At 71.5% G+C, this 23,711-nt stretch carries 22 protein-coding genes and 1 riboswitch; of the genes, 12 read left to right on the top strand and 10 right to left on the bottom strand.

The features are described from left to right. The first annotated feature begins 50 nt into the window (after nt 1–50). Nucleotides 51–1,940, top strand: coding sequence for an ATP-binding cassette domain-containing protein (locus tag KJK29_RS01010; RefSeq protein WP_370869110.1), 1,890 nt, complete (start codon nt 51–53; stop codon nt 1,938–1,940). A 20-nt stretch (nt 1,941–1,960) separates the two neighbouring features. Here the strand turns inward: KJK29_RS01010 and KJK29_RS01005 are convergent, their stop codons facing one another. Continuing rightward, the gene (locus KJK29_RS01005) at nt 1,961–3,178 is read right to left on the bottom strand and encodes an MFS transporter (protein WP_215116670.1); all 1,218 of its coding nucleotides are present in this window, start codon (nt 3,176–3,178) and stop codon (nt 1,961–1,963) included. A gap of 120 nt (nt 3,179–3,298) precedes the next feature. Here KJK29_RS01005 and KJK29_RS01000 point away from each other — a divergent pair, with 120 nt between their 5' ends. Continuing rightward, nucleotides 3,299–4,498, top strand: a complete 1,200-nt coding sequence (locus KJK29_RS01000) for a CaiB/BaiF CoA transferase family protein (RefSeq protein ID WP_251057665.1) — start codon at nt 3,299–3,301, stop codon at nt 4,496–4,498. A 26-nt stretch (nt 4,499–4,524) separates the two neighbouring features. Here the strand turns inward: KJK29_RS01000 and KJK29_RS00995 are convergent, their stop codons facing one another. From KJK29_RS00995 to ltnD, 7 genes are read right to left on the bottom strand one after another with little or no spacing between them, the layout of a single operon-like run. Next, complete coding sequence (locus tag KJK29_RS00995; protein ID WP_215116668.1) at nt 4,525–5,271, bottom strand: FadR/GntR family transcriptional regulator; 747 nt, start codon at nt 5,269–5,271, stop codon at nt 4,525–4,527. A 42-nt stretch (nt 5,272–5,313) separates the two neighbouring features. Continuing rightward, nucleotides 5,314–6,327, bottom strand: coding sequence for a D-erythronate dehydrogenase (gene denD, locus KJK29_RS00990; RefSeq protein WP_215116667.1), 1,014 nt, complete (start codon nt 6,325–6,327; stop codon nt 5,314–5,316). Beyond that, the gene (otnI, locus tag KJK29_RS00985) at nt 6,324–7,127 is read right to left on the bottom strand and encodes a 2-oxo-tetronate isomerase (protein ID WP_215116666.1); all 804 of its coding nucleotides are present in this window, start codon (nt 7,125–7,127) and stop codon (nt 6,324–6,326) included. Before otnI ends, denD begins: the two co-directional genes overlap by 4 nt. A 33-nt stretch (nt 7,128–7,160) precedes the next feature. Further along, the gene (locus KJK29_RS00980; RefSeq protein ID WP_251057664.1) at nt 7,161–8,462 is read right to left on the bottom strand and encodes an MFS transporter; all 1,302 of its coding nucleotides are present in this window, start codon (nt 8,460–8,462) and stop codon (nt 7,161–7,163) included. 56 nt (nt 8,463–8,518) lie between these two features. Further along, on the bottom strand, nt 8,519–9,217 hold the full coding sequence (locus KJK29_RS00975; RefSeq protein WP_215116664.1) for a class II aldolase/adducin family protein: 699 nt from the start codon (nt 9,215–9,217) through the stop codon (nt 8,519–8,521). Next, nucleotides 9,214–10,494: a 3-oxo-tetronate kinase gene (gene otnK / locus KJK29_RS00970; protein ID WP_215116663.1), complete on the bottom strand. Its 1,281-nt coding sequence runs from the start codon at nt 10,492–10,494 to the stop codon at nt 9,214–9,216. Before otnK ends, KJK29_RS00975 begins: the two co-directional genes overlap by 4 nt. A 1-nt stretch (nt 10,495) precedes the next feature. Continuing rightward, nucleotides 10,496–11,413, bottom strand: coding sequence for an L-threonate dehydrogenase (gene ltnD / locus KJK29_RS00965; protein ID WP_215116662.1), 918 nt, complete (start codon nt 11,411–11,413; stop codon nt 10,496–10,498). A 150-nt stretch (nt 11,414–11,563) separates the two neighbouring features. Continuing rightward, a riboswitch (cobalamin riboswitch) is annotated at nt 11,564–11,749 on the top strand. 229 nt (nt 11,750–11,978) lie between these two features. On the opposite strand from ltnD, the gene KJK29_RS00960 reads away from it, so the two are divergent. The 8 genes from KJK29_RS00960 to KJK29_RS00925 all read left to right on the top strand — a co-directional run bounded on the left by KJK29_RS00960 (nt 11,979) and on the right by KJK29_RS00925 (nt 19,036). Beyond that, nucleotides 11,979–13,502 (top strand): CoA-acylating methylmalonate-semialdehyde dehydrogenase, encoded by a 1,524-nt coding sequence (locus KJK29_RS00960; RefSeq protein WP_215116661.1) that lies wholly within the window; start codon nt 11,979–11,981, stop codon nt 13,500–13,502. Nucleotides 13,503–13,508: 6 nt separating this feature from the next. After that, a complete protein-coding gene (locus KJK29_RS00955; RefSeq protein WP_215116660.1) occupies nt 13,509–14,657 on the top strand; it encodes an acyl-CoA dehydrogenase family protein in 1,149 nt (382 codons plus the stop codon). Then, nucleotides 14,654–15,718: an enoyl-CoA hydratase/isomerase family protein gene (locus KJK29_RS00950; RefSeq protein WP_215116659.1), complete on the top strand. Its 1,065-nt coding sequence runs from the start codon at nt 14,654–14,656 to the stop codon at nt 15,716–15,718. The genes KJK29_RS00955 and KJK29_RS00950 overlap by 4 nt, the downstream gene beginning before the upstream one ends. Further along, a complete protein-coding gene (gene mmsB, locus KJK29_RS00945) occupies nt 15,715–16,596 on the top strand; it encodes a 3-hydroxyisobutyrate dehydrogenase (RefSeq protein ID WP_215116658.1) in 882 nt (293 codons plus the stop codon). The genes KJK29_RS00950 and mmsB overlap by 4 nt, the downstream gene beginning before the upstream one ends. A gap of 8 nt (nt 16,597–16,604) precedes the next feature. Next, entirely contained in the window at nt 16,605–17,384 is a 780-nt protein-coding gene (locus KJK29_RS00940) for an enoyl-CoA hydratase (protein WP_215124098.1), read from the top strand. Between the two features lie 231 nt (nt 17,385–17,615). Continuing rightward, the gene (locus KJK29_RS00935) at nt 17,616–17,837 is read left to right on the top strand and encodes a CbtB domain-containing protein (RefSeq protein WP_215116657.1); all 222 of its coding nucleotides are present in this window, start codon (nt 17,616–17,618) and stop codon (nt 17,835–17,837) included. 21 nt (nt 17,838–17,858) lie between these two features. After that, nucleotides 17,859–18,614: a CbtA family protein gene (locus KJK29_RS00930; protein ID WP_215116656.1), complete on the top strand. Its 756-nt coding sequence runs from the start codon at nt 17,859–17,861 to the stop codon at nt 18,612–18,614. Between the two features lie 122 nt (nt 18,615–18,736). After that, nucleotides 18,737–19,036, top strand: a complete 300-nt coding sequence (locus tag KJK29_RS00925) for a hypothetical protein (protein WP_215116655.1) — start codon at nt 18,737–18,739, stop codon at nt 19,034–19,036. On the opposite strand, the gene KJK29_RS00920 is transcribed toward KJK29_RS00925, so the two are convergent. Both KJK29_RS00920 and KJK29_RS00915 read right to left on the bottom strand, forming a co-directional pair. Next, complete coding sequence (locus tag KJK29_RS00920; RefSeq protein ID WP_215116654.1) at nt 19,031–19,636, bottom strand: histidine phosphatase family protein; 606 nt, start codon at nt 19,634–19,636, stop codon at nt 19,031–19,033. The genes KJK29_RS00925 and KJK29_RS00920 overlap by 6 nt on opposite strands. Then, entirely contained in the window at nt 19,633–21,090 is a 1,458-nt protein-coding gene (locus tag KJK29_RS00915) for a short-chain fatty acyl-CoA regulator family protein (protein ID WP_215116653.1), read from the bottom strand. Before KJK29_RS00915 ends, KJK29_RS00920 begins: the two co-directional genes overlap by 4 nt. A gap of 200 nt (nt 21,091–21,290) precedes the next feature. Between KJK29_RS00915 and KJK29_RS00910 the strand changes: the two genes are divergently transcribed. Together KJK29_RS00910 and prpB are read left to right on the top strand one after the other, a co-directional pair. After that, entirely contained in the window at nt 21,291–22,799 is a 1,509-nt protein-coding gene (locus tag KJK29_RS00910; protein ID WP_215116652.1) for an MmgE/PrpD family protein, read from the top strand. After that, complete coding sequence (prpB, locus tag KJK29_RS00905) at nt 22,799–23,704, top strand: methylisocitrate lyase (RefSeq protein WP_215116651.1); 906 nt, start codon at nt 22,799–22,801, stop codon at nt 23,702–23,704. Before KJK29_RS00910 ends, prpB begins: the two co-directional genes overlap by 1 nt. Nucleotides 23,705–23,711: the final 7 nt, after the last annotated feature.

Below are 23,711 nucleotides of genomic sequence, written 5' to 3'. Positions count from 1 at the left end.
TGCACCGCCGAGCCACCCAGGCGCGGCATCGACCCTGAGGAGGGATGCAGGTGACTGTGACTGACACCTCGACCGACGAAGCGAAGACGCCGCCCCCTCCACCACCGGCCACCATCAACTTCGAGGGCAAGTTCGGCAAGAACCCGCTGGCAGACGCCGGTTTCACCGCGATGTGCCGACGACTGCCGTCCGTCCTCGTACACACCGCCCGGATGGCGTGGGCCGTCGACAGGCCCGGTGTCGTGCTGCTTCTGGCCTGCCAGTTGCTCACCGGCACCGCGGCCGCCGTCGTCCTGGCCTTCACCGCACAGGCCATGACCCACATCCTCGGCACCGGCACCGTGTCCGAACGCCTGCACGCCGCGCTGCCCGCCCTGATCGTCGTGACGGTGGCCGCCGCCATCGGCCGCGTCAGCAGCGCCCTGGCCGCGTACGCCGACGGCAGGATCACCCCGCTGCTGATGACCGAGGCGGACATCGCGCTCGTGACCGCCGTGTGCCGCGTGGAGTCGAGCGCCTACGGCGAGGACGGATTCGCCGACCGGCAGGAGGCCGCCGAGATCGGCGTCACCCGCACCCGGCTGATGGTGCAGGACGCCCAGCGGTTCATGTCCGCCCTGATCCGCATGATGGCCGCGAGCGGCGTGGTCACGACCCTGCACCCGCTGCTGCTTCCGCTGCTCCTGCTGGCCGTTCTCCCGGCAGGCGCCGGAGCCGTCCTGTCCGCACGCGTCGACTACGAGACCCACTACCTCAACCTCGCCGACCGCAACGTGCGTTCCATGATGCGCTGGTGGGCCACCTACTCCCGCTTCGGCGACGAGGTCCGCGCCAACGGCATGACCGGCTACCTCACCTACTGGTACCGCGCCCTGTCCGACCGGATCGACCAGCGCACCCTGACCGCCGCGCCGCGCATGCTGCACATCACCCTGGGCGCCGGCGCCCTGGGCGGCATCTTCCTGCTGTGCACCTGGTCCACCCTCGCCTGGCTGGCCGCCACCGGCCGGATCGCCCTGCCCGTCGCGGCCACCGCTGTGATCGCCGTCCAGACCACACTGGCCGCCCTGTCCCAGTTCGTCATCCACGGCGCCGCCCTGTTCCACACCTCGCTCTACCTCGCCGACATGCGCTCCTTCCTCGACCTGGCGCGGGAACGCGCCCCCAGGCGCGGGGAATCGACGATCCCGGAACGCGTGGACCAGATCCGCCTCGACGAGGTCGTGTACCACTACCCGGGCAAGGAGGAACCCGCCGTCGCGGGAGTGTCGCTCACGCTGCGCCGCGGCGAGATCCTGGCCGTCGTGGGCGAGAACGGCTCGGGCAAGTCGACTCTGACGAAGCTCATCACCGGCATCCTGCTCGCCGACAAGGGCCGTGTCCTGTGGGACGACATCGACCTCGCCCAGGCCGATCAGGACGCCGTGTGGGACCGCACCGCGCTCGTCCCGCAGAACTTCGCCTGCTGGCCCCTGCGTGCCCGGGAGAACATCACCCTGGGCCAGCCTCGGACGGACGACGACGCACCGGTGTGGGACGTCGTCGACGCCGTCGGCATGCGCGAGGCGATCGAGAAACTGCCCGAGGGGCTCGACACCCTGCTCGCCAAGGAGCTGTGGGGCGGCGCCGAGTTGTCCGGCGGGCAGTGGCAGCGCCTCGCGTGCGGCCGCGTCCTCTACCGGCGGACCCCGCTGCTGATCCTGGACGAACCGACCTCGCAGATGGACGCCCGTGGTGAGCACGCCATCTTCCTGGAGATCAAGCGCGTCGCCGCCGAGCGCATGACGATCGTCGTCACCCACCAACTCGAGAACACCAGGCTCGCCGACCGCATCCTCGTCATGGACCAGGGCCGGGTCATCGAGCAGGGCACGTACGAGGAACTGGCGAACGCCGGAGGGCTCTTCGCGGAACTCCTCTCCCTGTCACAGGACCGGTGAGGCCCGCCGCCTTCACGCGCTCACGGCCGTGCCGCCGGCTCGGTGGCCGGTGAGGCCGTGGTGGAGCGTTTGCCGACGGCGGGCGCGAGGACGATCGCCACGGCGGTGAAGGCGAGGACGACGACCATGGCGACGCGCAGCCCGTAGTGCTCGCCGAGGAAACCGAGACACGGGGGCCCGACGAGGAACGCGACGTAGCCGATCATCGCCACCAGGCTGACGCGCGCGGCCGAGTCGGGCCCGGAGTCACCGGCCGCCGAGAGGGTGACCGGGAAGCCGAGCGAGGCTCCCAGGCCCCAGAGAAGAACGGCGGCCCCCGCGAGGACGGCCGAGTCGGCGAAGACGACGACGGAGATGCCCAGCGTCGCGCAGACGGCACTGGCCCGGACGACGGGGGCGCGGCCGATCCGGTCGATGAGGAGTCCGCCCGCGAAACGGCCGATCGTCATGGCGGCGGCGAAGCCCGTGTAGACGGCCGACCCCAGGGCGGGGTCCATGCCGTGGCCGTCCACCATGAGCAGGGGCAGCCAGTCGTTGGCGGAACCCTCCGCCAGTGCCATGGCCAGGATGACACCGCCGATCAGCAGCAGTCGCGGGTCCTTCCAGACCCGCGACTCGGCCGGCGCGGCCCCCGCGTCGGGCCGTGAGCCGCCGTCGCCCCGGGTCTTGCCGACGGCGTGGGGAATGGCGCGGAAGGCGTAGGCGAACATGACCGCCGTGACGGCGGCCATACCGGTCAGATGCCACTGCACAGGCCAGGAGACAGCGGTGCACAGAATGCCGAACGCGGCCCCCACGACGGTGCCCAGGCTGAAGAACCCATGGAGCGTGGGCAGGACCGTCCGCCCCGTGATCCGCTCGACATCGGCACCGTCGATGTTGATCGCCACCTCCCCACCGCCCATACCGGCCCCGAAGAGGAACAGCCCGGCGGTGGTCGCGGGGGCGGAGGAGAGCATCGTCCCGCCGCCGATGACGGCCATGCTCGCGATGATCAGCACCGTCGCGACGCCCATGACGGGCCGGGTGCCGAACCTCGCCACGAGCGTTCCCGAACCGAGAATGCCGATCATCGAGCCGACGGACAGCCCGAACAGGACGATGCCCATCTGCGCCGTCGAGACATCGAGTTGGTCCCGGATGTCGGGCGTCCGGGTGACCCACGAGGAGATCGACAGGCCGGGTATGAGAAAGAAGAGGAACAGCGCGGTTCGGCGTCGGCGGGTGGCCAGGTCCATCAGGAAACTTGCTCTCTCACAGGCGTCGGTGGTCTGCTCACAGGCCTCCGATCGTAGTCACGGGCAGGGCCGGGCAACCCGCTCCGCATGGCCGGGCGGGATGACCAGAGAGGAGGGTGCGTGAGCACCCAGGACAACAGGCCGGACGGACGGGGCGCACTGGGTGGCGTGCGCATCGCCGACTTCTCCCGGGTTCTCGCGGGACCCTACGCCACCATGCTCCTCGCCGACCTGGGCGCCGACGTGGTCAAGATCGAGCGGCCGGGCACCGGGGACGACACCCGGGCCTGGCGGCCTCCGGCGGACCACGACGGTACGTCGACCTACTACCTGAGCGTGAACCGGAACAAGAGGTCGGTCACCCTGGACCTGGCCACGGACACCGGCCGCGAACAGGCGCGGGCCCTGGTCGCCGAGTGCGACGTGGTCGTGGAGAACTTCCGGCCCGGCACGATGGAGCGGCTGGGCCTCGGCCACGACGAACTCCGTGCCCGGCGCCCGGAGCTGATCTACTGCTCGATCAGCGGCTTCGGCAGCGGCCCGGGCGCGTCGATCCCCGGATACGACCTGCTCGTACAGGCCGCCGGAGGCCTGATGAGCGTGACCGGGGAGGCGCACGGGGAGCCGGTGAAGGCCGGTGTGGCCCTCGTGGACGTGATCACCGGGCTGCACGCCTCGCTCGGCATCCTCGCCGCCCTCCGGCACCGGGACACCACCGGCGAGGGGCAGCTCGTGGAGGTGAACCTGCTCAGCTCCCTGCTGTCGGCCATGGTCAACCAGGCCTCGGCGTTCGCCGTCGCCGGCGTGGTCCCGGGCCGGATGGGCAACGCCCATCCGAGCATCGCCCCCTACGAGACCTTCCCGACCGCCGACCGTCCGCTCGCCCTCGCCGTGGGCAACGACAAGCAGTTCGCGGCCCTCGCCGAGGTCGCCGGCGAACCCGGTCTAGCCCTCGACGACCGCTTCCGGACCAACGCCGACCGCGTCGCCCACCGCACCGAACTGAAGGAGATCCTCACCCGGCTGCTGAGCACCGACGGCGCGGACCACTGGTCGGCGGTCCTGCTGGCCGCCGGAGTACCGGCCGGCCCGGTCAACAACCTGGACGAGGCGTTCGGCTTCGCCCACGAACTCGGCCTCCCGGGCATCGTCGACCTCCCCGCCGACGCCTCCGGCACTGAAGGAGACCGGCCCTCCCGCCAGGTCGCGCACCCTGTCGCACTGAGCGCGACACCCGCCCGGTACCTGCTGCCGCCGCCCCTGCTGGGACAGCACACCGAGGAGATCCTCCGCGGCATCTCCGGCCACGAAGCCCCCTGACCCGGCCCACCGGCCGTACGAGCACGTCAGGGAGCGGCGTCGAGATCCACCTCGATGTCCTCGGCGTCGGTCCAGAAACCGTCGTCCGCGTCCTGGAGGCGGGCGGCGGCGTGGTTCATGTGGAGGCGTGCGGCCGTGCGCGCCGCCTCGGGGTCGCGGGCCTCGATGGCGGCGAGGATGGCGTGGTGCTCCGCCCGGACGGCTTCGATGAAGTCGTTCCGGCGTGCCTCGTTCGCCCGTGTGACGCGGATACCGCTGCGCGACACATCGCCCAGGTACCGCAGGGTCGAGACCATCACCGTGTTCCCGGTCGACTCGGCGATGGACCGGTGGAAGGCGAGGTCCTCGTCCACGCCGTCGCCACCGGCCGCCACCGCCGAGTCGATCGCGTCCAGGGCCTGACGCATCCGCGCCAGGTCGAGGGGCGTGGCCCGGGTGGCCGCGATATGGGCCGCCTCACCCTCCATGGCACGGCGCACCTCCACGATCTGGAGCACCTTCGCCTTGGTGTCGGCGGCCTCCAGGTCGAGCGGCCGGGTGCGCCGCGGCAGGACGAACACACCGATGCCCTGGCGCGGTTCGATCAGACCCGCGTTGCGCAGCCGCGACAGGGCCTCGCGCACCACCGTGCGGCTGACGCCCAACTGCCTGACCAGCTCGACCTCGGTCGGCAGTCGGTCGCCCTCGGCCAGCCGCCCCGACTCGATCTCCTCCGAGAGGGTCGCGGCGACCTGATCCGCGAGCCGGACGGGACCGCTTACCTTGGAAAACATGGTTTTCAGTCTATAGGCCGGGTCTGGTCGTCCCGCTGTCCACTACGCCTTGACCAGGACCGCTTCGGGGTGGTCGGCGAGATAGTCCCGCACCACCGATTCGAAGCTCGGATCGGGCCCCAGTCCGAGCGCGGCGGCGCGCGTGTTGTCGAAGACGGAGGGCCACGACCCCACGACGGCCTCGATGTCGGGATCGGGCGCGACGGTCACCAGATCGGCCGCGGCGTCGCCTGCCACGCGCCGCAGCGTTGCCAGCATCTCGGCGACCGTGACCGTGAGGGCGGGGAGGTTGACGGGCAGCCCGCCGTCGAGCCTGCCCTCCCCGCTGCCGCGCTCGGCTTCGGCGATGCGGAGGATGCCCTCGACCGTGCGCCGCGGTGACGCCAGGGCCACCCGCAGGTCGGGGCGTACGGGGCAGATCGCGGGGAGGCCCGCGAGCGGCTCGCGGACAATGCCCGACAGAAAGCCGGAGGCGGCGGCGTTCGGCTTGCCGGGGCGTACGGACACGGTCATCAGCCGGGCCACGCGCCCGTCGATGAAGCCCCGGCGCGTGTAGTCCGCGACGAGCTGCTCGCAGACGAGCTTCTGGATCCCGTAGCTCGACCGGGGCGTGGGCAGGGTCGACTCGCTGACCACCGGCGGGAGCGGCAGTACCGGGTCGGAACCGTAGACCGCGACGCTGCTGGAGAACACCAGGCGCGGCGTCGGCCCCCCGGAGGCCGACTGGGCCCGGGCGGCTTCGAGGAGGGCTCGGGTGGTGTCCAGGTTGGCGCTCATCCCGAGGTCGAAGTCGGCCTCGCACTCGGCCGAGACGGCGGCGGCGAGGTGGATCAGCACGTCCACCGGCTCCGCGAACACCTCGTCGAGACACTCGACCAGGTCGCCCCGTACGACCTCCACCAGGGGATCGGCCGCCTGCGGAGCCTCGGCCGGAACGAAGCGGTCGGTGAGCACCAGTCGGTCGATCGGCGCACCACCGAGCGTCCGGGACCTCAGCAGGGTGTCGGTGATCTCGCGTCCCAGAAAGCCGAAGCCGCCCGTGATGACGATCCTCATGCGCTGTCTCCTCGGTAGTGGTTCAGCCAGCCGAGGCCCTCGCTCGTGCCGGCCCGGGGGATGTACTCGCAGCCGATCCACCCGTCGAAGCCCAGGTCGTCGACGACGCCGAACAGATGCCGGATGTCGAGCTCGCCGCTGTCCGGCTCGTGACGGTCCGGCACACCGGCGATCTGCAGATGACCGACCCGGCCGGTCGGCAGGTCGCGGCGCAGCGTCGTCGTGAGATCGCCTTCGACGATCTGGCAGTGGTACAGGTCGAGTTGGACCTTGAGATTGGGGGCGCCCACCTCCCGTACCACCGCGTGGGCCTCCGCCTGCCGGGACAGGAAGTAGCCCGGCATGTCGCGGCCGTTGATCGGCTCCACCAGGATGTCGACCTCCGACCCGGCGGCCTGCTCCGCCGCCCATTCCAGATTGGCCAGGTAGGTGTCGCGGTGCTCGGCCCGCTCCTTCGGAGTCAAGTCCGGCGGCACGAGACCCGCCATCACGTGCAGCCGCGGGCAGTCCAGTGCGGCGGCGTACTCGAGCGCCCGGGCGATCCCGGAGCGGAACTCGGCCTCGCGCCCGGGCAGCGCCGCGATCCCGCGCTCTCCGGACTCCCAGGCCCCGGGAGGCGCGTTGAAGAGCACCTGCGCGAGGCCGTGGTCGTCGAGCCGGAGCCGCAACTCCGTGCTGTCGTAGGCGTAGGGGAAGAGATATTCGACGGCGTTGAAGCCGTCCGCCGAGGCCGCGGCGAAGCGGTCGGGGAAGTCGTGCTCGGGATACATCATGGACAGGTTCGCTGCGAACCTCGGCATGCTGGCTCCTGTGAGGCGACCGGGAGGGACCGGTCAGCGGTTGACGGTCTTCTTGTCGGTGGTGAGCACCGCGGCGGCGCCGACGACGAGGCTGAGCGCCAGGACGTACATCGGGAGCGATGTCGAGCCGGTGGCGTCCTTCAACGCGCCGATCATGTAGGGACTGACGAAGCCGGCGAGGTTGCCGACCGAGTTGATCACGGCGAGGCCGACCGCGGCCGCCGTACCGCCGAGGAACGCGGTGGGGAGCGACCAGAACAGCGGCGAGCAGGTCAGCACACCGGCCGCGGCGACGGACAGCGCGACCAGGGACAGCGCGGTGGACCCGGCCCAGCCGGCCGCCAGCGAGAAGCCGACGGCGCCCATGAGGCTCGGGACGACCAGGTGCCAGCGGCGTTCGCGGCGCTTGTCCGCCGAACGTCCGAACAGGTTCATCGTGACGAGTGCGGCCAGGAACGGCACCGCGCTGAGCACCCCGATCGCGAGATTGCCCTCGATGCCGGTGGACTCGATGAATGTCGGCATCCAGAACGTCAGGGCGTACTGGCCCATCACGAAGCAGAAGTAGATGAAGCACATCAGCCACACCTTCGGCTCGCGGAAGGCGTCCCAGACCCGGCCGTGCACGGTCTGGTGCGCGGCGTCCTCGGCGACCGCCCGCTCGACGACGTCCTTCTCCTCGTCGGTGAGCCACTTCGCGTCGCGCACGCTGTTGTCGAGGTAGAACAGCGTGGCCACGCCGATCAGGAGGGCGGGGATCGCCTCCAGCAGGAACATCCACTGCCAGCCCTGCCAGCCGTTCACCCCCTGGAACCGGTCCATGATCCAGCCGGACAGCGGGTTGCCGAAGATGCCGGCCACCGGGATGGCGGACATGAACATCGCGATCACCCGGGCACGACGCTGCGACGGGAACCAGTACGTGCAGTACAGGATCACCCCCGGATAGAACCCGGCCTCGGCGGCACCGAGAAGGAACCTCAGGACGTAGAACGTCGCCTCGTTGTGGACGAACATGAACGCCGCCGAGACGACGCCCCAGCTGATCATGATCCGGGCGATCCAGGTGCGGGCGCCGACGCGCTGCAGCATCAGGTTCGACGGCACCTCGAAGAGGAAGTAGCCGATGAAGAACAGCCCGGCGCCGAGGCCGTACGCCGCCTCGCTGAATCCCAGGTCGTCGGACATCTGCAGCTTCGCGAAGCCGACGTTGACCCGGTCCAGGTAGGAGACGACGTAACAGAGGACGAGGAAGGGGACGATACGTCGTACGACCTTGCGGAAGACGGCGTTCTCACGGGCGACGTCGGAGACTTGGGACGCCGATATAGGCATGGACATGGAGATCCTTTGAGCGGCTCAGGGGAATTCTCCGGCAGGGGAGAGGCGGGTCACCACGCGGCGTTGAACGTGGACCTCAGTTCATCGAGCGCGTGAGGGGGGAGCGGCTCGGGGCGACGGTCGGTCAGGAGCCAGAGACGTGCCGTCTCCTCGAGTTCTTCGAGGACGGCGAGTGCGGTGGCCGCGTCGGGGCCCCAGACCACGGGGCCCAGCCGGTCCAGCAGCACCGCCCTGATGGGCGTTCGGCTCGCTGCGTGGTCGGCGATGAGGGCGGTCACCAGGTCGGCTACGCGGGGGTCGCCGGGCCGGTGGTAGGGGATGAGCGGCACGTGCCCGACCTTCATCACGTAGTAGGGCGTGATCGGCGGCAGCACGTCCGCGGCGCTCCACACCCCGGCCAGGGTGAGCGCGACCAGGTGCGTGGAGTGGGTGTGGACGACGAACCGGGCCGTGGGGTCGGCGGCACAGATGCGCCGATGGAGCGTAAGGGTCTTGCTGGCACGGTCGCCCGCGATCTGCTCGCCCCGGGCGTCGACCAGTGCCAGGCGGCCGGGTTCGAGGAATCCCAGGGCGGCGTCGGTGGGCGTGATCAGATGGTCGTCGCCCACCTTGGCACTGATGTTGCCCGCGCTGGCATGGACGTAGCCCCGGGCGAACAGGCTGGTGCCGACGCGGACGATCTCGCGGCGGGCGTGGTCGACCGCCTCGTCCTGCGCTGCCTGGGCGGCGGTGCTCGGCTGCGGGGTCATGCTGCCTCCTCGTCCAGGAGTGCGAAGGAGCGGGTGAAGAAGTCGGGGCCGCCGAAGTTGCCGGACTTGAGCGTGATGTGGAGCGTCTCCCCGTCGGGCAGTGCCGCGGCGCACCAGGGCACACCGGGGTCGATCTGCGGCCCGATCCGGAGCCCGGTGACACCGAGCGCCTGGACGACCGCCCCCGAGGTCTCACCTCCCGCGACGACGAGCCGGCGCACGCCACGGGCCACGAGCCCCTGGGCGATGCGGGCCAGCGTCCGTTCCACCAGCTCACCGGCCTCGGCGGCTCCGAGCCGGCCCTGCACGGTACGGACGGTGTCGGCGGACTCGGTGGAGTAGACGAGCACAGGACCGTCGTCCAGATGCGATTCGGCGAAGGCCAGGGCCTGTTCGACCACGTCCTCGCTGGCGGCCACGCGCAGCGGGTCCACGCTGAAGGCGGGCCGGCCTGTGCTCAGGTATTCCAGGACCTGACGGTTGGTCGCTGTGGAGACCGACCCCGAGACGATCGCTCGGTGGCCGGCGGGAGGCGGCAGCTGCGCGGCGGCGCGGGACGGCTCGAACCCCCAGTTCGCGGGCAGGCCGATCGCCAGCCCCGAGCCCGCGGTCACCAGCGGGAACCCCTGGACCGCCGCGCCCAGACGCACCAGGTCGTCATTGGAGACGGCGTCGACGATGGCGAGCCCGAAGCCGTCCTCGCGCAGGGCGTCGACGCGGGCCCGGATCGCCTCGACGCCGTCGGCGACCACCGTGTGGTCGACTAGGCCGACCTCCCGCGTGGTCTGCGCGCCGAGCACGGAGACCAGATTGGAGTCGGTCATCGGCGTGAGCGGGTGGTGGCGCATGCCGCTGTCGCTGAGCAGCACGTCGCCGACGAAGAGATGCCCCTTGAAGATCGTGCGCCCGTTGTCGGGGAACGCCGGCGTCGCGACCGTGAAGTCGGTGCCCAGCGCGTCCATCAGGGCCTCGGTCACCGGCCCGATGTTCCCGGCCGGGGTCGAGTCGAAGGTGGAGCAGTACTTGAAGTAGACCTGCTCGGCGCCCAGGGACCGCAGCCACGCCAGTGCCCGCAGCGACGCCTCGACGGCGTCGGCGGCCGGGACGGTCCGCGACTTGAGGGCGATGACCACGGCGTCCGCGTCGATCGCCTGCTCGGCGTCGGCCGGTGGTGTGTCGATCAGCTGGACCACGCGCATGCCCGCGCGCACCAGATTGTTGGCGAGGTCCGTGGCGCCGGTGAAGTCGTCGGCGATGCATCCGAGACGGATTGACATGTCAGGCCTCCACCGGCTTGGGCAGGTCGACCCCCGGGAAGATCTTGATGACCGCGCTGTCGTCCTCGGCACCCAGTCCGGACGCCGACGCCTGGAGGAACATCTGGTGGGCGGTGGCGGCGAGGGGGAGCGGGAAGCGTTCCGGCCTCGCGGAGTCCAGCACCAGCCCGAGGTCCTTGACGAAGATGTCGACGGCCGAGAGGGGCGTGTAGTCGCCGTCGAGCACATGGGCCATACGGTTCTCGAACATCCAGGAGTTGCCGGCGCTGTGCGTGATGACCTCGTAGAGCGCCTCGGCGGGGACGCCCGCCTTGATGCCGAGGGCCATCGCCTCGGCCGCGGCGGCGATGTGCACGCCCGCGAGCAGCTGGTTGACGATCTTGACCTTCGAGCCGAGCCCGGCGCGCTCTCCCAGGCGGTAGACGGTGCTGCTCATGGCCTCGAGCACCGGGTCGGCGAGCGAGTACGCCTCGGTGGAGCCGGACGTCATCATGGTGAGTTCACCGGCCGCCGCGCGGGCGGCGCCGCCGGAGATGGGAGCGTCCAGGTAGAGCACGCCCCGCTCGGCCAGGCGGCCTTCGATCGCGGCGGACCAGCCCGGATCGACCGTGGAGCACATGACGAAGACGGAGCCGGGGCGGAGCCGGCCGGCCGCGCCCTCGGCACCGAACAGCACGGCCTCGACCTGCGCGGCGTTGACCACCACGCCGACCAGGACGTCCACCGAGGCTGCCAGCTCGCCACAGGTCCCGAACGCCGTCCCGCCCTCGCGGGCGAAGTCCGCGGCCGTCTCCGGCCGCAGATCGTGGACGCCGACGTCGTACCCGGCCGCCCGCAGGCTCCGGGCCATCCCGAGGCCCATGGCTCCTAGACCCACCACGCCCACCCGCGGTCGCGCGGGCTCGTTCCGGTCGCTCATGCCCTGCCCATCCTTGCCGTGCCGTGCTGTCCGGAGGCAGGTCGCATCAACCAGCCCGCCGGGAGATCAGGTCATATGATGACCTGAGGACGACGGAATGCAAGGTGTGATGTCCGTCACGCACTGATGGGGGATGGATTTACTAGGACGTCCAACTATATAGTCGCGGTGTAAGCCCGCGGTGCAGGGAAGCCGGTGTGAATCCGGCACGGTCCCGCCACTGTGACCGGGGAGTACGCCGTCGAGCAGGACGCCACTGACGAGCTGGATGTCGGGAAGGCGGACGGCGTGTGCTGATCCGGGAGTCAGGATACCGGCCGTGGGATGTTCCGTGTTGTCCACGAGGATGGAGCTGACACGCATGGCACCGGTGTGCACCCACGACCCCGGAGGACCCGCCCGACGCGTCCGTCGTGCCCGACGGATCGTCCAGCGCCCGGCCGTCACCCTCTGACGGTCCTCGCCATACGCGATCTCGCGCAGCCCCCGCACCCGCACGCCACCGCGTCCGTGTGCGACGGACCCGCGCGCCGTCCCGGACCACCTGACGAGAGAGCAGGCACCGATGGTCCGCGTACAAGACCACGCCCCCGTCCGTGAGTTGACCCATTTCGTCGGCGGCAAGCACACCCCGGGAACCTCGGGGACGTACGGCGATGTGTACGACCCCAACACCGGCGAGGTCCAGGCCCATGTGCCCCTCGCGAGCCGGGCCGAGACCGAGGCGGTGATCGCCGACGCCGCGCACGCGCAACGCGAGTGGGCCGAGTGGAACCCGCAGCGCCGCGCCCGGGTGTTCATGAGGTTCCTGCAACTCGTCGAGGAGGAGAAGGACTCGCTGGCCCGGCTGCTGTCCTGCGAGCACGGCAAGACCATCGCGGACGCCCACGGAGACCTCCAGCGCGGGCTTGAGGTCGTCGAGTTCGCGGCAGGAATCCCGCACCTTCTCAAAGGCGAGTTCACCGACAACGCCGGCACCGGCATCGACGTCCACTCCCTGCGCGCGCCCCTCGGTGTCGTCGCCGGGATCACGCCCTTCAACTTCCCGGCGATGATCCCCCTGTGGAAGGCCGCACCCGCCCTCGCCTGCGGAAACGCCTTCATCCTCAAGCCGTCCGAGCGCGACCCGTCCGTCCCGCTGCGCCTCGCCGAACTGTTCCTGGAGGCCGGTCTGCCGCCCGGCGTCCTCAACGTCGTCAACGGCGCCCGGGAAGCCGTCGACACCCTGCTCGAGGACCCCCGGGTCGAGGCCCTCGGCTTCGTCGGCTCCACGCCGATCGCCGCGCACGTCTACGCCACCGCCGCCGCCCACGGCAAGCGCGCCCAGTGCTTCGGCGGCGCCAAGAACCACATGATCGTGATGCCGGACGCCGACCTCGACCAGGCCGTGGACGCCCTCATCGGCGCGGGCTACGGCTCGGCGGGGGAGCGGTGCATGGCGATCTCCGTCGCCGTCCCGGTCGGAGAGGACACCGCCGACGCGCTGGTGGCCCGCTTGAAGGAACGCATCGGCAGCCTGCGCATCGGCCGCAGCGACGACCCGGAGGCCGACTTCGGGCCGCTGGTCGGCCAGGACGCCGTCGACCGCGTGCGCTCCTACGTCGATCTCGGTGTGGAGGAAGGCGCGGAACTCGTCGTGGACGGAAGGGACTTCGTCCTGCCCGGACACGAGAACGGCTTCTTCGCCGGCGCCTCCCTCTTCGACCGGGTCACCCCGGCGATGCGCGTCTACCAGGAGGAGATCTTCGGCCCGGTCCTCTCCGTCGTACGCGCCGCCGACTACGAGGAGGCCCTGCGCCTGCCCAGCGAGCACCTCTACGGCAACGGCGTCGCCATCTTCACCCGCGACGGGGACACCGCCCGCGACTTCACCCGGCGGGTCAACACCGGCATGGTCGGCGTCAACGTGCCCATCCCGGTGCCGGTCGCCTATCACACCTTCGGCGGCTGGAAGCGCTCCGGCTTCGGCGACCTCAACCAGCACGGCCCCGACGCCATCCGCTTCTACACCCGTACGAAGACGGTCACCTCGCGGTGGCCCGCCGGGCTGCGCGAAGGCGCGAGCTTCACGATCCCCACGATGGGCTGAGCGACCATGACCAGCACCCTGCTCACCGAGGACCAGCAGGCCCTCGTCGAGACCACCCTCGACTTCGCCCAGGACCACCTCGCCCCGCACGCCCTCGACTGGGACCGCGACAAGCACTTCCCCGTCGACGTCCTGCGCAAGGCGGCCGGACTGGGGCTCGGCGGCGTCTACGTCGGTGAGGAGTCGGGCGGTTCGGGCCTGACCCGCGCCGACGGTGTCCTCGTCTTCGAGTCCCTCGCCTCCGGCTGCCCGTCCATCGCCGGGTACCTCTCCATCCACAACATGGTCGCCTGGATGATCGACCGGTACGGCGACGCCGCCCAGCGCGAACGCCGGCTGCCCCGGCTGTGCGCCATGGAGGACCTCGCCAGCTACTGCCTGACCGAACCCGGCGCGGGCTCGGACGCCGCCGCCCTCACCACCCGGGCCGTCCGGGACGGCGACCACTGGATCCTCACCGGCGTCAAGCAGTTCATCTCCGGAGCCGGGGCCTCCCAGCTGTACATCGTCATGGCCCGCACCGGCGGCGACGGGCCCGACGGCGTCTCCGCGTTCATCGTCGACAAGGACGACCCCGGCGTCACCTTCGGCGCCAACGAACGGAAGATGGGCTGGAACGCCCAGCCGACCCGCCAGGTCGTCCTGGACAGCGTCCGGCTGCCCGCCGACCGGCTCCTCGGCCGCGAGGGGCAGGGCTTCCGCATCGCGATGAACGGCCTCAACGGCGGACGGCTCGGCATCGCCGCCTGCTCGCTCGGCGGCGCCCGCAGCGCCCTCGACCGCAGCCTCGCCCACCTCGCCGACCGTGAGGCGTTCGGGCAGCGGCTGCTCGACGCGCAGGCACTGCGCTTCCGGCTCGCCGACATGGCCACCGAACTCGCCGCCGCCCGCGCCCTCGTCCAGCAGGCCGCCCACGCGCTCGACGTCGGCGACCCGCAGGCGCCGTACCTGTGCGCGATGGCCAAGCGCTTCGCCACCGACACCGGGTACTCGGTGGCCGACCGCGCCCTCCAACTGCATGGGGGGTACGGGTACCTCAGCGAGTACGGCATCGAGAAGATCGTCCGTGACCTGCGAGTCCACCAGATCCTGGAAGGAACCAACGAGATCATGCGCGTCATCGTGGCCCGCGGCCTGACGGAGGCACTCGGATGACCGACGTCCTCTTCCGTACGACGGGCCGGGCCGCCCACATCGTCCTCGACCGGCCCAAGGCCCTCAACGCCCTCACCCACGGCATGGTGCGCCGCATCGACGAGGCCCTGACCGAATGGGAACGGGACCCGGCCGTCGAGACCGTCGTCATCACCGGCGCGGGGGAGCGCGGCCTGTGCGCGGGCGGCGACATCCGCGGCATCCACGACGACGCCCGCGACGGGGACGGCTCCGCCTCGGGCGCGTTCTGGCGCGACGAGTACCACCTCAACGCCCGTATCGCCCGCTACCCCAAGCCCTACGTCGCCGTCATGGACGGCATCGTCATGGGCGGCGGCGTCGGCGTCTCCGCGCACGGCAGCGTCCGGATCGTCACCGAGCGGTCGAGGATCGCCATGCCCGAGACCGGCATCGGCTTCGTCCCGGACGTCGGCGGCACCTACCTCCTCGCCCTCGCCCCGGGCGAACTCGGCACCCACCTCGCCCTGACGGGCGCGCAGATCGGCGCCGGGGACGCCCTGCTGTGCGGGCTCGCCGACCACTACGTCCCGTCCGAGGCGCTGGAGCGGTTCGTCGACGACCTCGCCGGCCTGCCCGTACGGGAAGCCCTGGACCGGCATGTGAGGCCCGCGCCGGAAGGGGAACTGGCCGGGCGGCGGGAGTGGATCGACTCCTGCTTCGCCTCCGACACCGTCGAGGAGATCGTCCAGCGGCTGCTCGCGCACGGCGACCCGGCGGCCAAGGAGACCGCCGAGACCCTGCTGGCCAAGTCGCCCACCGCGCTCAAGGTCACCCTCACCGCCCTGCGCCGCGCCGGCCGGCTCGGCCCGCTGGAGCGGGTGCTGGAGCAGGAGTACCGGGTCTCCTGCGCGGCGCTGAGCGCACCCGACCTGGTCGAGGGCATCCGCGCCCAGGTCATCGACAAGGACCGAAACCCACGCTGGTCACCGGCGACGCTCGACGAGGTCACCGACGCCGACGTGGAGCGCTTCTTCGCACCCCTGGGCGAGCGCGAACTCGGGCTCGCCGGATCCGGCACGACCGAGGAGGTCGCCTGGTGAGCAGGACCGTCGCGTTCATCGGACTCGGGAACATGGGCGGCCCCATGGCCGTCAACCTGGTGAAGGCCGGACACCGGGTGCGGGGCTACGACCTCGCCGTCACGCCCGGGCCGGAGCTGGAGCAGGCCGCCTCCGCCGTGGACGCCGTCGCGGACGCCGACCTCGTCCTCACCATGCTGCCCGCCGGACGCCACGTCCTGGGCGTCTACGACGACATCCTCCCCGCCGCCCGGCCCGGCACCCTCTTCGTCGACTGCTCCACCATCGACGTCGCCGACGCCCGCACCGCCCACGAGCGCGCGGTCGCCGCGGGCATGCGCGCCCTGGACGCGCCGGTCTCCGGCGGGGTCGTCGGCGCCGAGGCCGCCACGCTGACCTTCATGGCCGGCGGCGGAGAGACCGAGTTCGCCGAGGCGCTGCCCCTGCTGGAAGCCATGGGGAAGAAGGCCGTGCACTGCGGAGAGGCGGGCGCCGGACAGGCCGCCAAGATCTGCAACAACATGATTCTCGGCGTCTCCATGATCGCCGTCAGCGAGGCCTTCGTCCTCGGTGAGAGCCTCGGCCTGTCCCACCAGGCCCTGTTCGACGTGGCCTCCACGGCCTCCGGACAGTGCTGGGCGCTCAGCGTCAACTGCCCCGTCCCCGGCCCCGTCCCGGGCAGTCCCGCGGGCCGCGACTACCGGCCGGGCTTCGCCGCCGCCCTGATGGCCAAGGACCTGGGCCTGGCCGCCAACGCGGTCCGCGCCGGGGGCGTGGACGCAGAACTCGGTCTGCGCGCGGCCGAACTGTACGCGGCGTACGCGGAGCGGGTCGGTGCCACGGAGGACTTCTCGGGCATCGTACGAACCATCAGGGACCGGAGCGGAGACCCCACGTGACCGCGGACATGACCACCGACTACGAGACGATCCTTGTCGAGCGCAAGGGCCGCACCGCCCTGCTCACCCTCAACCGCCCGAAGGCCCTCAACGCCCTGAACCTCCAGGTGATGAACGAGGTCGTGGCCGCCACCGAGGCCCTGGACCGGGACCCGGACTGCGGCTGCGTCGTCATCACCGGCTCGGCGAAGGCGTTCGCGGCCGGGGCCGACATCAAGGAGATGCAGCCCCAGGGCTACCTGGACATGTATCTCTCCGACTGGTTCGCGGCCTGGGACCGGCTCGGACAGCTGCGCACACCGACCGTCGCCGCCGTTTCCGGATACGCGCTCGGCGGCGGCTGCGAACTGGCCATGCTCTGCGACATCCTGCTCGCCGCCGACACCGCCGTCTTCGGCCAGCCGGAGATCAAGCTCGGCGTGATCCCGGGGATCGGCGGCTCCCAGCGGCTGACCCGGGCGGTCGGCAAGGCCAAGGCCATGGAGCTGTGCCTGACCGGGCGCACCATGGACGCCGCCGAAGCGGAACGCGCCGGGCTCGTCTCCCGGGTGGTGCCGGCCGACGAGCTGATCGGCGAGGCCCTGGCCGTCGCCGAGACCGTCGCCGGGATGTCCCTGCCGGTGGCGATGATGGCCAAGGAAGCCGTCGGCCGGGCCTTCGAGACGACACTCACCGAAGGTGTCCGCTTCGAACGCCGCCTGTTCCACGCGGTGTTCGCCACCGCCGACCAGAAGGAGGGCATGGCCGCCTTCGCCGACAAACGGCCGCCCGAGTTCCGCCACCGGTAAACATCGGGTAAGAGCACGCTCCCGAAGGCCGGTGTCGTCTTGGTCCGGCACCGGCCGAGGGTTACGGTCGCTGAAGAAATCGACGACGGCGACACGGAAGCCGGTGGGAATCCGGCACGGTCGCGCCACTGTGAACGAGGCCCGCGTCAGCGGCCCCGTGAGTCAGACCCGTGGGCCGTCGTCCTGTCGCAGCACCGAGCGGGGACGCGAACTCCCCGAGGAGGCCCCGCCATGGCGCATCACGCCGTCCCGCCGACAGCCACCACCCCCGTCGTCCCCACCAAGCTGCCGCTGAAGGACATCCTTCCCTGGGCGGTCTTCTTCGGCATCCTGATGCTGGTCCTGCTGTACTTCGTCGGCGCCGAGCAGGGCGCCACCTCCGTCGTCTCCGGCGAGGACGTCCACGAGTGGGTGCACGACGCCCGCCACCTCCTCGGCTTCCCCTGCCACTGACGCGAGGGACGCCGCACACCCATGAACTCCGCAACTGTGAGAAACCTGCTCGTGCGGGGGATGCTCGCCGGACTCGCTGCCGGTCTGCTCGCCCTGGTCGTCGCCTACCTCCTCGGCGAGCCGAACGTCGACAAGGCGATCGGCTTCGAGGAGGCGCACGCCCCCGCGCACGAGCACGAGGTCGAAATCGTCTCCCGCGGCCTGCAGTCCACCGCGGGCCTGGCCACCGGGGTCCTGATCTACGGGGTCGCCTTCGGCGGCATCGCCGCCCTCGCCTACTGCTTCGCGCTCGGCCGCGTCGGCCGCTTCACCCCGCGCGCGACCGCGCTGCTGCTGTCCGGCTGCGCGCTGCTCGCGGTCTATGTCGTGCCGTTCCTGAAGTACCCGGCCAACCCGCCCGCCGTCGGCAACCCCGACACCATCGGCAAGCGGACCACCCTGTACTTCCTGATGATGGTGCTCAGCCTGCTTCTCGCGATCGCCGCCACCCTGCTGGGCAAGCGACTCGCCCCGAAGCTGGGCGCCTGGTGGGCCACCGTCGCCGCGGTGGCCGCCTTCGGCGTCGCCATCGGCCTGGCGTTCGCCTTCCTGCCCGTCGTCAACGAGGTGCCGTCGGACTTCCCGGCCGCCGTGCTGTGGCGGTTCCGCCTCTCCGCCCTGGCCATCCAGGTCACGCTGTGGGGAGCCTTCGGTCTTGTCTTCGGCGAACTGGCGCAGCGGCTGCTGAACCCCAAGCCCGCCACGCTGTCCGGCAGCGCGGCCGTAGCCGCCTCCTAGTGAGCTGACCGGCACGGCGAACCGAGCCGACCGACACGACGCGAGGGCCCGCGGAACCATCCGGGGGCCCTCACGCGTTTCCCGGCAGCGAGGACTCGGATGATCAGAAGCGGAGAGACCGAGTGGCCAGACAGCCCCAGCCGCGCCGCATCACCCTCGGTGGCCGCGAGGCGGTCGCCCTCACCCTGGAGGAGTATGAGCAACTGATCGCGAGCCGACGGCAGATCGGCGGCCAGAGCGCCCGGGTACGCGCCCTCGGCCAGCGGGTGAGACAGACGGAGCGGCTCCTGGACGACCTGGAGACACTGCTCGCCGCCACGCCCGAGGGCTGCGAGCGGGCGGACGACGACGCAGCGGACGTCACCTGTCTGCGCTGCGCGATAGCGGCGTTACTGCGCCGGCACCGCGACACCGCGTCATGACCCACCAGGAGACGCCGCCCGTGTCTCCTCGGCCCCCTCCAACGGGTCCCCGAGCCGCAGATTCCACCGGCCGCCGCGCCCACTGACCGTCGTGGCCGTCAGCGGCGGTACGTCGAGCCGCCAGAAGGCCGACGAGGGCGCGCCCAGGACATGCACCACCACGGCCCGTACGACGTCCGGCTCGACCACCGCGAGCGTACGGCCGTCCACGTCCCGGCACGCCTCCAGCCACCGCGCCACACGAGCGCGCACATCCTCCACGGACTCCCCGCCGTGCGGCGCCGACGCGGGATCACCGAGCCACCGGGCCACCGCCTCCGGCTCGCGCGCGGCCACCTCGTCGAGCACGGCACCGCGCCAGCGGCCCACATCGAGACCCGCGAGCTCCTCCGCCTCGGCACCGTCGAGGCCCAGCGCGGCCGCCGTCTCCCGGCAGCGCACACTGGGCGAGACCAGGACCCGCGCCGCCGCGGGCAGGAACTCGCCGGCGGCACCCGCGCGTTGTGCACCGCCCGCGTCGATCGAGGCCCCGTCGTCGAAACGGGCCTGCCGCAGCGAAGCGTTCATCGCGGGAGTGATGAGGGTGACACGGCTGGTCACGGAGGGTTCCTCCTCGTACGGGTCTCCACCGGGTACGGCACATAGGTGCGCCGGTCGGGGTCGATGGCCAGCCGCCCGCCGGCCGGGGGCCGGGCCCGCTGCGCGCAGTCGCGTCGCTCGCAGATCCGGCAGCCGAGGCCGATCGGTGTGGCGGCGCGCGGGTCGTCGAGGGCGATGCCCTCGGCGTAGACGAGCCGGTGCGCGTGCCGCAGTTCGCAGCCCAGAGCGACCGCGAACTCGGCGCGCGGGGCGTGGTGGCCGAATCCGCCGCGTGTGATGGTGCGGGCGATCCAGAAGTACCGCTTGCCATCCGGCATTTCGGCGACCTGGGTCAGTATCCGCCCGGGCGAGGAGAACGCCTCGTACACCGTCCACAGCGGGCAGGTGCCGCCCAGTCGGGAGAAGTGGAAGTCGGACGCGGACTGGCGCTTGGAGATGTTCCCGGCCCGGTCGACGCGCAGGAAAGAGAACGGCACGCCTCTGCGGCCGGTCCGCTGGAGGGTGCTCAGGCGGTGGCAGACCGTCTCGAAGCCGACGCCGAAGCGTGCGGACAGCAGCTCGACGTCGTAGCGCACCTCCTCCGCCGCCGTGTGGAAGAGGGTGTACGGCATGAGCAGGGCACCGGCGAAGTAGTTCGCGAGGCCGATGCGGGCCAGCGCGGACGACTCGGGCGAGGTCGGTTCCGTGGCGCCGCCGGCGAGTCGGTCGAGCAGCGGGCCGTGCTCCAGGAGGGCCAGTTGGGTGGCGAGCTGGAAGGCGCGCTGGCCGTCGCTGAGCCAGGGGGAGAGGAACAGCAGGCCGGTGTCGGGGTCGTAGCGACGGGCGTCGGCGGAGCGGCCCGCCGCGGTCTGCACGACCCGCACGCCGTGCCGTGCGGCCAGGCGTGTGATGAGGGGGTCGGCGGCCCGGCCGGGGCGCAGCTCCATGGCCGCGGCGGCCCGTTCGGCCTCGGTGTCCAGCGGCTCGAAGTGGTTGTGGTGGGCGTAGAAGAAGTCCCGCACCTCGTCGTGCGGCTCCACGGGCGGCAGCGCCGCTCCGGTTCCGCTTCCGGGTACGGCGAGGGCCGCGGCCTGTTCGGCGGCGTCACGGTAGCGGCGGTGCAGGGCGACCAGGGCGCGGGCCACCTCCGGATGGTCGCGGGCGGCCTCGGTGACGTCCTCGGCGGCGGGCAGCGGCACCCCGCACGCCTCGTCGGCGAGCGCGGCCCGCAGATCGGCGGCCAGCCGGTCCTCCGCCGCCTCGGAGAAGAACTCGGTGTCCACTCCGAAGACCTCCGCGATCCGCAGCAGCACCGGAGCCGTCAACGGACGCTGGCTCTGCTCGATCTGGTTCGCGTAGCTGGTCGAGATGCCGAGGGCGCGGGCCATGTCGACCTGGTTCATGCCGTGCTCGCGGCGCAGCCGGCGCAGCTTGGCATGGGCGTAGACCTTGCGGCCGGACGGTCCCCGGGACATGGCTCACCACCTTCGTCTCGCGAGGCTCCTCGCGAACCTTGTTGCGAAGATAGCATCCGCATTATTCGCAGATTTCGCAGTTTCGCAGCGCGGGGATGTACGGATTCCACACCCGGGAGCGGTGGTCCGAAGGGCTTCCGCCGGGCAGTCTCGATCACAGCAGGATCGCCGCCGCCCACCAGACGCCCACAAGGAGTCCCGTGATCGAGCACCACGTCCGCGTCCACCCCAGCGCCGACCGGCTGGCCCGCGAGGACCAGCTCGCCTGGAAACTGGCCGCCGTGGCCACGGCCACCGGGGAACCGGACGCCGACAGCGCCGCCATGGCCGTCAACCGGGTCATCGACAACGCCTCCGTGGCCGTGGCCTCCCTGCTGCGCCGCCCGGTGGCCGTCGCCCGCGCCCAGGCCACCGCCCACCGCGGGGCGACCCCCGGCGCCTCCGTCTTCGGTACCGGCGCCCGCGTCTCCCCCGAGTGGGCCGCCTGGGCCAACGGAACGGCCGTGCGCGAGCTGGACTTCCACGACACCTATCTCGCTGCCGACTACTCCCACCCCGGCGACAACATCCCGCCCCTGCTAGCCGTAGCCCAGCACACCGGCCGTACGGGCGCCGACCTGCTGCGCGGTGTCATCGCCGCCTACGAGCTCCATGTCGCCCTGGTGAAGGGCATCTGCCTGCACCGGCACCGCATCGACCACGTGGCCCACCTCAGCGCCGCCACCGCCGGCGGCCTGGGCGCGCTGCTCCGGCTGCCGACGGAGACGGTGTACCAGGCGGTGCAGCAGGCCGTGCACACCACGACCGCCACCCGGCAGTCCCGCAAGGGCGAGATCTCCAGCTGGAAGGCGTACGCCCCGGCCTTCGCCGGCAAGGCCGCCATCGAGGCCGTCGACCGGGCGATGCGCGGCGAGACCTCACCCTCCCCGATCTACGAGGGCGAGGACGGCTTCCTCGCCTGGATGCTCGACGGCCCCGGCGCCGACTACACCGTCCGGCTCCCCGAACCCGGCGAGCCGCGCCGGGCGATCCTCGACACGTACACCAAGGAGCACTCCGCCGAGTACCAGGCGCAGGCGATCATCGACCTGGCGCGGCGACTGCGGGAGAAGACCGGCCCGCTGGACCAGGTGCGCTCGGTGGTCCTGCACACCAGCCACCACACCCACCAGGTGATCGGCTCCGGTGCGAACGATCCGCAGAAGTACGACCCCACCGCCAGCCGCGAGACCCTCGACCACTCCGTGCCGTACATCTTCGCCGTCGCCCTGGAGGACGGCACCTGGCACCACGAGCGCTCCTACGCACCCGAGCGCGCTCGTCGCTCCGGGACCGTCGCGCTGTGGCGGAAGATCAGCACGGTCGAGGACCCGGAGTGGACCCGCCGTTATCACGACCCCGACCCGGACCGCCGGGCCTTCGGCGGCCGCGCGGTCATCACCCTCGACGACGGATCGGTGATCGAGGACGAACTGGCCGTCGCCGACGCCCACCCGGCCGGCGCCCGCCCCTTCGACCGCCCCGCCTACACGGCCAAGTTCCGCACCCTCGCCGAGGGGATCGTCGCGCCCGCGGGCCAGGACCGTTTCCTGGCCGCCGCCGAGCGCCTCGCCGAGCTGGGCTCCGCCGACCTCGACGGGCTGTTCCCGGCCGTGGACGTCCGGGCCGTCGGCGACGTCGACGCGAACCTGCCGAAGGGCCTGTTCTGATGCTGCACACCCGCACCACCCCCGCCGAACGCCGGCGAGCGCTCAGGGAGCGGCTCGGCGAGAACCGCCTGCTGCCCATGCCCGGCGCCCTCAACCCGCTCTCCGCCCGCCTCATCCAGGACACCGGCTTCGAGGCCGCCTACCTCTCCGGCGCCGTCCTCGCCGCCGACCTCGGCCTGCCCGACATCGGCTTGACCACATCGACCGAGGTCGCGGCACGCGCCCAGCAGACGACCCGGGTGACCGATCTGCCGGTTCTCATCGACGCCGACACCGGCTTCGGCGAACCGATGAACGCCGCCCGCACCGTCCAGTTGATGGAGGACGCGGGGCTGGCCGGCCTGCATCTGGAGGACCAGGTCAACCCCAAGCGCTGCGGCCACCTGGACGGCAAGTCGGTCGTCCCCCGGGAGGACATGACCCGCCGGGTCCGGGCCGCCGTGGACGCCCGACGCGACCCGGACTTCCTGTTCATGGCCCGCACCGACGCCCGGGCCGTCGAGGGCCTTGACGCGGCGATCGACCGAGCGAAGGCCTACGTCGACGCCGGAGCCGACGCGATCTTCCCCGAAGCCCTCGCCGACGAGCGGGAGTTCGAGGCGTTCCGCAAGGCGGTCCCGGTACCGCTGCTGGCCAACATGACCGAGTTCGGCAAGGGGCGCCTCCTCGACACGCGCACCCTGGAGAACCTCGGCTACGACATCGCCCTCTACCCGGTCACCCTGCTGCGCCTGGCCATGGGCGCCGTCGAGGACGGCCTGCGCACCATCGCGGCCGAGGGCACCCAGGAATCCCTGCTGCCCCGTATGCAGACGCGCTCCCGCCTCTACGAACTCCTCGGCTACGAGGACTACTCGACGTTCGACTCGGCCGTCTTCGACTTCACCCTCCCGCCCGGCACCTGACGCACCG

This window comes from Streptomyces koelreuteriae, assembly GCF_018604545.1.
Taxonomy (GTDB): Bacteria; Actinomycetota; Actinomycetes; order Streptomycetales; family Streptomycetaceae; genus Streptomyces; species Streptomyces koelreuteriae.
This window is presented reverse-complemented; position numbering and strand designations above follow the sequence as displayed.

Coding starts and splice junctions, on each gene's coding strand:
- KJK29_RS00915 (WP_215116653.1), bottom strand. CDS start 21,090: ATGTCCCGGGGACCGTCCGGCCGCAAGGTCTACGCCCATGCCAAGCTG.
- KJK29_RS00975 (WP_215116664.1), bottom strand. CDS start 9,217: ATGACCCCGCAGCCGAGCACCGCCGCCCAGGCAGCGCAGGACGAGGCG.
- KJK29_RS00960 (WP_215116661.1), top strand. CDS start 11,979: ATGGTCCGCGTACAAGACCACGCCCCCGTCCGTGAGTTGACCCATTTC.
- otnK (WP_215116663.1), bottom strand. CDS start 10,494: ATGTCAATCCGTCTCGGATGCATCGCCGACGACTTCACCGGCGCCACG.
- KJK29_RS00935 (WP_215116657.1), top strand. CDS start 17,616: ATGGCGCATCACGCCGTCCCGCCGACAGCCACCACCCCCGTCGTCCCC.
- KJK29_RS00940 (WP_215124098.1), top strand. CDS start 16,605: ATGACCACCGACTACGAGACGATCCTTGTCGAGCGCAAGGGCCGCACC.
- ltnD (WP_215116662.1), bottom strand. CDS start 11,413: ATGAGCGACCGGAACGAGCCCGCGCGACCGCGGGTGGGCGTGGTGGGT.
- prpB (WP_215116651.1), top strand. CDS start 22,799: ATGCTGCACACCCGCACCACCCCCGCCGAACGCCGGCGAGCGCTCAGG.
- denD (WP_215116667.1), bottom strand. CDS start 6,327: ATGAGGATCGTCATCACGGGCGGCTTCGGCTTTCTGGGACGCGAGATC.
- otnI (WP_215116666.1), bottom strand. CDS start 7,127: ATGCCGAGGTTCGCAGCGAACCTGTCCATGATGTATCCCGAGCACGAC.
- KJK29_RS00930 (WP_215116656.1), top strand. CDS start 17,859: ATGAACTCCGCAACTGTGAGAAACCTGCTCGTGCGGGGGATGCTCGCC.
- KJK29_RS01005 (WP_215116670.1), bottom strand. CDS start 3,178: ATGGACCTGGCCACCCGCCGACGCCGAACCGCGCTGTTCCTCTTCTTT.
- KJK29_RS00980 (WP_251057664.1), bottom strand. CDS start 8,462: ATGCCTATATCGGCGTCCCAAGTCTCCGACGTCGCCCGTGAGAACGCC.
- KJK29_RS00955 (WP_215116660.1), top strand. CDS start 13,509: ATGACCAGCACCCTGCTCACCGAGGACCAGCAGGCCCTCGTCGAGACC.
- KJK29_RS00950 (WP_215116659.1), top strand. CDS start 14,654: ATGACCGACGTCCTCTTCCGTACGACGGGCCGGGCCGCCCACATCGTC.
- KJK29_RS00995 (WP_215116668.1), bottom strand. CDS start 5,271: ATGTTTTCCAAGGTAAGCGGTCCCGTCCGGCTCGCGGATCAGGTCGCC.